Genomic DNA, 10,062 nt, shown 5'->3' on the forward strand with positions numbered 1-10,062 from the left:
CGCAAGGTTCAGCTTTACAAAAGATGCTTTTTTTCCACACTTTAAATATTTAATGGCACTTAGCTGCGCATAATGAATTGTTTTTGCTTTGTGCTCCTGCGCATTTTTAACGGAATAGTGGTGCAGGTGCCCGGTCAATTTTTTTACGATAGCCTTTTTGGGGAGAATCAAAGTTTCGTGCACAGGCGGTTCAGTCCATTTTACCTGGGTACGGTTAAAAAGGCGGATATGATGATCCCGTCCCCAATTACCAAAGCGGACGAGCTTATTACCATAATAAGCTTTGTAGTTAATATCGTAAACTACCTTCTCATCCTCAAATTTTAATGCTGCTATTGATCTTAAAAGTGCATCATCCGGTATTTCGTCGGCATCAATACTCAATATCCAATTGTTAACCGCCAAATGAATTCCTTTGTTTTTATTAGCACCATAGCCATCCCAGGTTTCTTTATAAACCCGGCATCCGTTTTGGGCAGCTATTGCTATTGTACCGTCGGTACTGCCATTATCTATTATAATAATATCGTCGGTTATCTGCTTTAGCATGGGGATACTTTTGGCAAGCATCTCGGCCTCGTTTTTGGTGATAATAACAACAGAAATTGGTACCATTAGATTAAAGTTTTAGCTGTACCTGCAAATCAAGCAACAGGTATCTATTATTATATCGTTGATTTAGTACAAAGGGTTGCCCATAATGGAAAAACTTATTTCGGTTAATACCTGTTAAGCCATCTCAGTACATCATTATATGGATACTTTTACATTATGAAAACAGGAATAAAAGCAATTGTTACCGGCGCAACAGGGATGGTAGGCGAGGGGGTGATGCATGAGTGTTTGCAAAACCCTGATGTTGAACAGGTTTTGGTAATTAACAGGAAAGCATCGGGCGTTTCTCATCCCAAATTAAAGGAAATCATCCATGCCGATTTCTTTGACCTGTCGGCTATCCGCGATAAGCTTGCCGGATATAACGCCTGTTTCTTTTGTCTTGGTGTAACCTCTGTTGGCAAAAAGGCTGATGAATATTATAAGCTTACGTATACACTTACCATGCATATGGCCGAAACATTGGTGAAATTAAATCCAGATATGACTTTTTGCTATATATCCGGAGCTGGTACCGATAGTATGGAAAAAGGTAAAGGCTGGGCTGCAGTAAAAGGTAAAACCGAAAATGACCTGATGAAATTGGCATTTCAACAGGTTTACGCGTTTCGCCCCGGCTTTATTAAACCAACAGAAGGTTTATCAAACGCCCACAGCTTTTACAAATATATAAACTGGCTGTTCCCTATTGGCCGTTCGCTTTACCCAAATGGATTTTGCACGCTGAGGGAGCTGGCCACTGCCATGATACATGTTGTTAATCAGCCATTTGTTAAAAAAGTAATAGAGGGAAAAGATATAATTGCATTGRCAAAGTAAAACAGTAATCGTTTTAAAAGGCTATCTTTAGCAACAACCGTATTTACTTGTTGCATACTAACCCATCATTTATTGAAAGATCCCTTTAATTGCCTTATAGATAGCTATATAGATGATAATGTTGGTATTGCCGACCATTTTTTAAGTGATGTACTTGCTGCCGATCTGAAGCAAAATCTAATATCTCTTTTTCAGCAAAACAAACTCCTTTCTGCAGGTATTGGTAACGAGCATGTTGTAGTTAATAATCAATTAGTACGTGGCGATAGTATTTACTGGCTCGATCGCAAACACGATACAGCTTGTGAAAATGATTTTTTTGACCTGATGGATGGTTTTGTGAGTTACTTAAATCAAACCTGCTATACCGGCATTACCAGCTACGAATTTCATTACACATTATACGAAAAAGGCTCTTTTTACAAAAAGCATCTCGATCAGTTTCAGAATAACGATAGCCGTAAATATTCCATGATCATGTATTTAAATACGGAATGGGAGGCCGCTGATGGGGGAGAGCTGTGCATCCATCAAAACAATACCAAACAAACCATCAACCCCGAAAATGGAAGAACGGTATTTTTTAAAAGCAGCGAACTTTTACATGAAGTTTTATGTACGCAGAAACCAAGGATGAGTATAACAGGCTGGCTAAAAGTAGATCATTAAATTTAGTTAAATAATAAACGGGATTATTTAATCCCGTTTGCCGAACCTATATTCCAGTTTACACCAACCGCAACACCTGTTGATTTAAGATCAACCCGGCCATTACCAATGCCGGTAACCGGCAGCTTCATATACGGCTGAACAACCAGGCTGAATTTTGAATTTATCCTTCGCTGATAATTGGCATTAATATTAATAACGCTAAACAAGTGCTTATTTTGATTTTTAAACTCCAGGTTGTAAGGTTTCCACCCACTTTCGGCCGAATAATCAAACCTGTAATTTTCCTTCAACATAAAGTACGAGGATAATCCAGTACCCAAAGCTATGGCATTGTTCCCTTTTGAATATAGTTGATAACTTATATTTAAAGGAATATCAAGAACCTTACAATTTGCCTGGATATTGGTTGGCGTTATTGATGGATTATAAGATGATGAATTATAACTTCCACTGCTGCTTGAATATGGCTTAATTGCATAAGCAGCACCAGTACTTATAATCAGTTTCCTGGTTAAACGTACCGAAAATTGTATGCCATAATTAGTACCGGTTTGGCTGTGATTAAATGAGTTAACCGCATTAGCATCAGATGCAGCCAATACGCTGATAGAAAATTGCGGCCGGTTCCTCACCGCAGAGGCTTTAACTGATGCCATTTGTTTTTTTGCTTCCTTGGCAGCAGCCTTTTGGGTTATTGTATCAGGTATAGCCTTATTATTTTTTACGCCATTATTTGCCGATGCAATTTTATTTTTTTCTAAAACGGTATCAACCGCAGCTGTATTTGTTGTTTGCGTTTTGTTGTTTGCCAGGGCATTGTTAGTTGCCAAATTAACAGCCTTATCTTTTATAGTATCTTTTAATGTTTTACCAGCCATCAGGTTATTAGCCCTGGCAGCAACAGTATCCATTGGCAAACTATCATAACCTTTAAATGGTATTATATCAGAATACGGGTGTTTACGTCCTTTAGCAGGGATAGTTAATGGCAATGGCGTTTGGTTTTGTGTACTATTACTTCCTAAACTTTCTTGTTGAGGTTGTAGCTTAGCGGCAGGTGTTTTAACCGGATGATCATTTTGACCGTTATCCTTTTTGGGTTGATTTTTAGTGTTCTTGCTCTGTAAATTCGTATTCGTTGGATCTGTTTTTTCTTTATTATAAAGGTATAAGCCGATAGCAAGCAACAACAATGCTGCAATGCCCGATGCGTAATAAATTATACGGAACAGTATTGCCTTTTTATTGGATTTACCATCCAGCAACTGTTCCATTGACTCCCAATCCTCCTCACGAAAAGCAATATGATCTTCAGAGCCGGATATCCCGTCTTTGAATAATTGATCCAATTTATTTTCGCTTTTCTTTTTCATTTTATTATTAATTCAATCAATACAGACATGCTTATGCTTATTGCACCTATTGCAACAATGTTATGTTGTGAGTCGCCGGAATTTGCTTCCGGAAGCCGTCTGGAATTGATGACCATATTTTTTAATTTTTCCCTGGCTTTAAACAGGTTTGATTTTGATGTACCTGTACTAATACCCAGTTGTGTTGCTATTTCCTCGTGCGAAAACCCTTCAATAGCAAAAAGGTTAAACACAGTACGGTAGGCATTTGGCAGCTGCTGTATCATCCCGATAAGGTCGTCGTAATTCAATTTCTGGTCGGGTAGATCATTATGCCCTATATCTTCAGCAGCATCCAGATCATCGTTAAGTGAAAGCTTCAGGTTACTTCTGTAATAATCAACCGAGGTATTCATCATAATGCGGCCAACCCACGCAATGAAAGGCCGACCTGTATCATATTTCTGCAGGTTGGTGAACACCTTTAAAAAACCCTGGTTCATAATTTCAGAAGCTTCATACCTATTACCGGCATAGCGCAAGCATATACTCATAGCAAAGCCATAAAATGCTTTATAAAGCATCTTTTGGTCCTTTCGGTTATGCTGTAAACAGCCTGCAATCAACTCTTGTAGTTCTGCTTCTCCCATATAGCGGGCTTCTACCTTATTTTAATTTTCCTTATCTGCAGTTAACACGATATTAAGCAACTAAAGGTTGCCATGATGTTTACTTTTTTTCAGTGGTTTTTGAATCTAATAGTGAAACCTTGTTTTTATATTTAAATATATAGAAAACAAGGCAATGCAACAAGCAGCAAACCGCTGAAACTAATTTGCTTTGGCATATGGATAATTAATGCCCCGCTGAATCAGTCATGATTTTCTCTCATATCAACCATTGTCCAGTTTTCCTGAACGGCTTTTGGGCCACCATTATATTTTAAAGTGATTTGAAAATTGGTTTTAGTCTTTCCTCCATTTTCATCAATCGAGGTAACGTAAGATCTAATAACAAATACCGAATCAGATTTTTTGGCAAACTGATAACGGTCTTCAGCAAATACAATATTTTTTTCTTTTACCGTTGGGCTAACGTATTCTTTGGCTATCTGATAGGCATCATCGCCGGTTGGAAATGTCCTGAAAGATAAAGTAGACGATGAGCCGCCCGAAGTAGCAAATTTTATTATTATCGCCATAAAAATAACGCCAAAAGCTCCCAACATCCATCCACCGGCAATAGCCGTTTTCTTTTTATGCTGCTTGCCGATGAGATAAGATTGCTCAGGCATTACTTTAGGATAGATCCTCTCCATCAACTTAAGTTAAATGATGCTAAATGTATAAAAAAAACATCAATAAAAATCAAAACAACGCCTGGCGCCGGCAAATTTGTGATAAGTATCGGTTCGCGAGGGGAGGGTAGTTTCATAACCCACGCTTCCTTCTGTGGTTCCACTTGTATTACTATAGTTAACGCCCGAAACGGGGGCATCATGACTTACACCAAATCGAAACTTTTCTCCACCTTCTTTACTCATAAAAATATCAAAAATGAGCGAAAATGTAATGGCTGTGGGGCCACCTGAACCACTGGTACGAACCCACAACCCGGCATTGAGATTGTGCCGCTTATACTGTAGGCCTACATTTATTGATTGTGCAGTTGATTGTTTGTAAAAAACTACCGAAGGAATAAAGAATGATTTTTCGTCGTCATCAAGGTTCTCATCCCGATTTAAATCCCAGCGATAGCTTATATGCGCGGTACCTCGCATAGGCAATTTTGCCGGTGTTCCGGTGAAAGATTCATTGGGGCGATTAATATGCTGCAGGGCGCCACCTATATTAAAATCACTTAAAGCCAGGTTTACACCAGCTCCGGCATCAAAATAAAACCTGTTATCAAAAACCGGGGGTTCCGCACTTGTTCCTAAACCGGGGATATATCCCAATCTTGGATCTATCTGATCGCTAAATACCAATTTACCCCAGTTAACAGTACGATTGGTAATTCCGGCTTGTAAACCAAATGATAAAACAAAGTCATCTGATCCAACACTATATGAATAAATGCCGGCTATGTTATTTTTAATCAGTGCGGCTGTACCCTCATTGCCCCGTGTAAATATAAGGCCTATACCACCACCAAATTGAGGGATATTATAATCAACCGATGCTGTAAGGTAATTGAATCCTCCGGGTACCGAAGTATATTGATTACGATAGATAAGATTCATACGCAGATCGCCCTGAAACTGCCCGTTCAATGCTGGGTTAAGATATACTGGAGAATTGAAAAACTGCGAATACATGTGATCCTGGGCATAAGATAATGAAACACACATGAGTATCATAATCAATAAAATAAATCTCCTATACAAACTATGCATTAACTATCTTATTAAATGAATTGAACCTGTTCGTTTGGGCAGTGAATTATTATATGACATGCCTTTCCATTCGCTGCCATTTATAAATGTTGCCGAGGCCTGCCATATATAAACTCCTTGCTGTACCGGCATACCTTTAAAAGTACCATCCCAACCATCGCCATCAACCGGGGTTCCTTTAGGATCTGTTAATTTATTGGTTTCCCATAGCAGCTGCCCAAAGCCGTTAAACACTTGAAGGTGCCATTGTTTAATTCCCGATCCTTTTCCGCTAAATTTCCTCAACTCTGTAGTGCCGCTGGTTGGCATAAAGGCATTTGGTAAATACAGTTCGCCGGGTATGCCGGTTATACGCACATAATGAACCATATTGCTATCGCAAAAATCTGCTGTGCTGGTTATCAATTGTACCTTGTATTTACCGGTATCAGCGTAAGTATGTGACGGGTTGGTTTGACTGCTTGTAGAACCGTCTCCAAAATCCCACAACCAGTGAACCGGCGCACCAGTGGTTAAATCAACAAACTGGAACTGATAATTTGGTATGCTGGTTATAGTATCGGGTTTGGCGGTAAATTGGGTTCCCGGAGGAGCAGTCACGTTTATATAATTTGCTTTTATTAAACTATCTGTGCAGCCGGTTAAAGGATTGGTAGCAACAAGTTTAACCGTAAAAGGAGATTTATTATAGCTATAAGTATGAGGCGGGGGAGTAAAACCTGTCGCAGTAGAACCGTCGCCATAATCCCAGGTATAAGATAATGCAACGGGTTGTGTATTAGGGTCGGCATAGGTAGTGTTGGTAAATGTAACAGTAGCATTTTTACAACCCGTTGTAACAGATGCTGTAAAGTCTGCTTTTGGAATATCATAAACCATAACCCTGTTGGTTGATTTAGAGGATTCGACACCCGAAGTACATTTACTTGATGCTGTAATGGTTACATAAAATAATCCGGGGGTAGTAAATACATAGGGTAAATTGTTGGTACCGGCAGTAGTGTTGGTAACTACGGCTCCATTATCATCATAAATGGTATAATAAAATGTATCGCCGCCTGATGAATTATTTACAAAAGTTACATTTAAAGGGGCACAACCACTGTTTTTGTTATCCAGGAAAAACATATCTGGAGTAATTGTGGGAGCCGAAACAGTAATGGTGCGTTTTAGGGTTGTATCGGTATTGCCGCAATAATCCTGGGCAACCATAAATATGGTGTACTGTTTGGTACGCGTTGTGTTCAGCGGAGTATCAAATTTAAAGTCACTTTTATCTGTGTATACCTTTGATTCTAATTCAAGTGAACCATCATACAGGTAGTACGTGTATTGTAAATTTTTTCCGGGTGATGTATTTTTACCTGTCACTAAAAAAGGTGAGCAACCCTCAACTCTATCTGGAATTAACCTGGCATTTGGCTTTGCCGGACTGATCTTTACCGAATCAAGGTAGGGGGGAGCAACGTTACAATCACTTACTATACTTAAGCTTATATGGTAAACCGTATCCCTGCCATCTGTTTTGGCCAAAAAAGTATGTGTGGGGTTAGTGCCTGTATCCGTTGAGCCATCACCAAAATTCCATAAAAAAGTACCGTTTGCAGGTTTTGATGTATTGGTAAACTTAACATCCAGGTTACCGCAGGCCGTACTTTTATCTTTAGTGAACGATGGGGTAGAAATAGCAGGGGGGATAGTTACCGTAAGTACAAATACAGCGCCTGCACAACCCGAATTGGTTGATGTAATATTATAGGTAACTGTTGCATTGGCATTAACATCGCTGTTTGTCAGGATATCATTAATTAAACTGCCGCTGCCATTTGTTGTATAACCAGATGCACCCGGAGTTGTTTTTGAAGCATCCACAACCCATGTAAATGTTGTAGCCGGTTTAACAGCAGTAATGGTATAATTGAGCGCCACACCGGAACAGGTGGTTTTTATTGGCTTACTTGTTATAGAATCAGGACTGTTTATAATAATGGTAGTTGGGTCTTTTATAGTATCGCAAGGTGCTGCCAACTTGGTTATACCCTCAAAAACCAGTATTACCTTACCGGCTTTTATTTCCTGGGCAGATGGGGTATAAACTGTCTGAGCTGAATTTTTATTAGTGAAGGTACCGGTTCCGCCTGCCCATTGCATTTTAATCTGCGTATTATTAGATGTGCCGTTTARACTGATAGGCGAACCAGCACACACAGCGGGATAGATACCGGCCGTAACCGTTGGCGCCTGTATAAATTCTATTTGCTGACTATCTGTGGCAGGCGAACCACAATTGTTTGTGTTTGTTACTGTAACGGTATATTTTGCATAATCGGTAAAATTAATTACCGGATATTTTGAAGTATCGGCCGTACTATTAATAAAGGTATAATTACCGCCGGTGACCTTCCACTTATAGGTTGCCGGGGTACTTTGAGATGAGCCCGATAAAGTAGTTTGGGTTGCACTATTGGTTTTATTATCAAACTTAAGGGTAGTATTGGTACCACAAAATATAGTGTCCTTTGATAACTTGGCTACCGGTACGTCATTAACCACAATAGTTTGAATATCGGGATCCTGGATCAATCCGCAGCTTATGGTTGAAATAGCCAGTTTTACCTGGTAAACACCTGTTTTGTTAAATAAAAACTGCGGCGCCTTACTACTTGCATTTGTTCCGTTAGCATAACTCACCGGAGCCGGACCGGAAACCGTCCAAACATATTTGTTGGTAGTATTACAGTTTGAATCAATTTTGGAAGTATTAACCGGGGTAAGCATAAATGGAATACAACCCGAGTTAACCAGTACCGAAAATTTGGGCACCGGCGGTTCCTGGATACAAATATCCTGCGTAACATCTGCAACTGCACATGAGCCGGTATTGCTTTGTAACTGCAGGGTTACTTTATGTGTGCCCGTTGTAGTGAAGGTATATAAAAAGGGATCGGATAATTTATAATTCACGGCTTTGGTTACACCATCAACAAGCCACGTATAACGCGCCTTTGTATTTGTACAGCTTGCTGATGTACTGTTGGGATCATCGCCAGGAAACGAATTGTTGAGAAATTGGATAGATGTGTTTATACAACCTGCAACGGGTATAAGCGGAATGTTAATGGGCGGACTTATCACTTTGGCATAACTGGCAACCGGCGTTCCAACATTACCGCAAAACGGGCTGATTAACTGAAGTTTTACCTCAAATGAATTATTTTGCCCTTTTACCACATTTCCGCATGAGGCTTTAGTATACTGATGCGAAACCTTTCCGCCAGCCGCTATTAACTGGCAATAAGTATAGGAAATTGATGGTGTGCCATCGCCCCACGTAACGTTGTATAGTAAACCAGGATAGTTATTCTTTATTACGGTAGGATCAATATCATACGTTATATTGGTAGCCCCACTACCCAAACAAGCTGTAGTACTTCCTTCAACACCAAAACTATTATTAACTATATTATTAATTAAAGCATACGTATAAGTACCTATCGTTCCGCCCTTTACGGCTTTAACACTAATGGTATAGTTTGATGCTTTAGCCGTAAAGCTACCATTATTGGTAAAATCCTGGTTAGCAGCCCCTTCTGTTGTTTGCGAAAGCTCGTTATAAAAGCTTGCGGTAACAGTAGCACCGGTAGTTGATGTATTTATAAAATTGTAAGGTGAAGAATTGGCGCCGGAGCATGATCCAAATACTTCCGGAAAATTAGCATCAATAGATTGAGAATTTAAAGCTGCTGTAACACCAGTGCCCGCAATTATAGAAATAGCTGTAGAAGCAGAACTTGTAACGGCAGGGCTTGTTGCAACAACCCTAACTAAATAACCTGAACCAGCCACCGTACCCGCCGGGATGGTTCCGTTGACAAATGTTGCATAGTTACCCGTTGATTTGCCTATTAGTTTCTGCGATGCGAAACTGCCGCTTGCGCTGGAAAGGTAAAGATTAAAAGTATTGCTTGCATCAATACAGTTACCACTTGCCTGAATAGGTACACTTATGGTTGATCCGGGAGCATATGGACCAGCATCGACATTACCGATAGTGATAGTTTGTGCGAAAGAGTTAAACGAAATTATATTAAATAAGGCTAAAAAAAATAAATTTTTAGTAAATATTTTATCCATCCGGTCCTTTTTACGGTGTTTAATTGCTTAAAGTTTAATAAACCGAAGCAATGTAGCAAATATCAACAAAAATTT

8 protein-coding genes are annotated in these 10,062 nt (G+C 39.5%); 2 read left to right on the top strand and 6 right to left on the bottom strand.

The genetic code is table 11. The annotated features are described in order from the left end of the window. On the bottom strand, positions 1 to 615 hold a 615-nt coding region (locus AC1DQW_RS26840), incomplete at its 3' end, for a glycosyltransferase family 2 protein (protein ID WP_477456864.1). Between the two features lie 156 nt (positions 616 to 771). On the opposite strand from AC1DQW_RS26840, the gene AC1DQW_RS26845 reads away from it, so the two are divergent. Continuing rightward, positions 772 to 1,434, top strand: coding sequence for an NAD-dependent epimerase/dehydratase family protein (locus AC1DQW_RS26845; protein WP_477456865.1), 663 nt, complete (start codon positions 772 to 774; stop codon positions 1,432 to 1,434). 72 nt (positions 1,435 to 1,506) lie between these two features. Beyond that, positions 1,507 to 2,103: a 2OG-Fe(II) oxygenase gene (locus AC1DQW_RS26850; RefSeq protein WP_477456866.1), complete on the top strand. Its 597-nt coding sequence runs from the start codon at positions 1,507 to 1,509 to the stop codon at positions 2,101 to 2,103. Between the two features lie 23 nt (positions 2,104 to 2,126). Here the strand turns inward: AC1DQW_RS26850 and AC1DQW_RS26855 are convergent, their stop codons facing one another. From AC1DQW_RS26855 to AC1DQW_RS26875, 5 genes are all read right to left on the bottom strand, one after another. After that, the gene (locus AC1DQW_RS26855; RefSeq protein ID WP_477456867.1) at positions 2,127 to 3,479 is read right to left on the bottom strand and encodes a hypothetical protein; all 1,353 of its coding nucleotides are present in this window, start codon (positions 3,477 to 3,479) and stop codon (positions 2,127 to 2,129) included. Next, positions 3,476 to 4,108, bottom strand: a complete 633-nt coding sequence (locus tag AC1DQW_RS26860; protein WP_477456868.1) for an RNA polymerase sigma factor — start codon at positions 4,106 to 4,108, stop codon at positions 3,476 to 3,478. Before AC1DQW_RS26860 ends, AC1DQW_RS26855 begins: the two co-directional genes overlap by 4 nt. A gap of 221 nt (positions 4,109 to 4,329) precedes the next feature. After that, entirely contained in the window at positions 4,330 to 4,776 is a 447-nt protein-coding gene (locus tag AC1DQW_RS26865; protein WP_477456869.1) for a hypothetical protein, read from the bottom strand. 39 nt (positions 4,777 to 4,815) lie between these two features. Further along, positions 4,816 to 5,853: a PorP/SprF family type IX secretion system membrane protein gene (locus AC1DQW_RS26870; RefSeq protein ID WP_477456870.1), complete on the bottom strand. Its 1,038-nt coding sequence runs from the start codon at positions 5,851 to 5,853 to the stop codon at positions 4,816 to 4,818. A 3-nt stretch (positions 5,854 to 5,856) separates the two neighbouring features. Beyond that, on the bottom strand, positions 5,857 to 9,987 hold the full coding sequence (locus tag AC1DQW_RS26875) for a PKD domain-containing protein (RefSeq protein ID WP_477456871.1): 4,131 nt from the start codon (positions 9,985 to 9,987) through the stop codon (positions 5,857 to 5,859). Positions 9,988 to 10,062 lie beyond the last annotated feature (75 nt).

The sequence above is a fragment of the Mucilaginibacter sp. P5_A4 genome (assembly GCF_056400605.1).

What these genes read in the sequence shown, in the direction of transcription:
- AC1DQW_RS26855 (WP_477456867.1), bottom strand. Translation starts at nt 3,479, where the DNA reads ATGAAAAAGAAAAGCGAAAATAAATTGGATCAATTATTCAAAGACGGG.
- AC1DQW_RS26860 (WP_477456868.1), bottom strand. Translation starts at nt 4,108, where the DNA reads ATGGGAGAAGCAGAACTACAAGAGTTGATTGCAGGCTGTTTACAGCAT.
- AC1DQW_RS26865 (WP_477456869.1), bottom strand. Translation starts at nt 4,776, where the DNA reads ATGGAGAGGATCTATCCTAAAGTAATGCCTGAGCAATCTTATCTCATC.
- AC1DQW_RS26870 (WP_477456870.1), bottom strand. Translation starts at nt 5,853, where the DNA reads ATGCATAGTTTGTATAGGAGATTTATTTTATTGATTATGATACTCATG.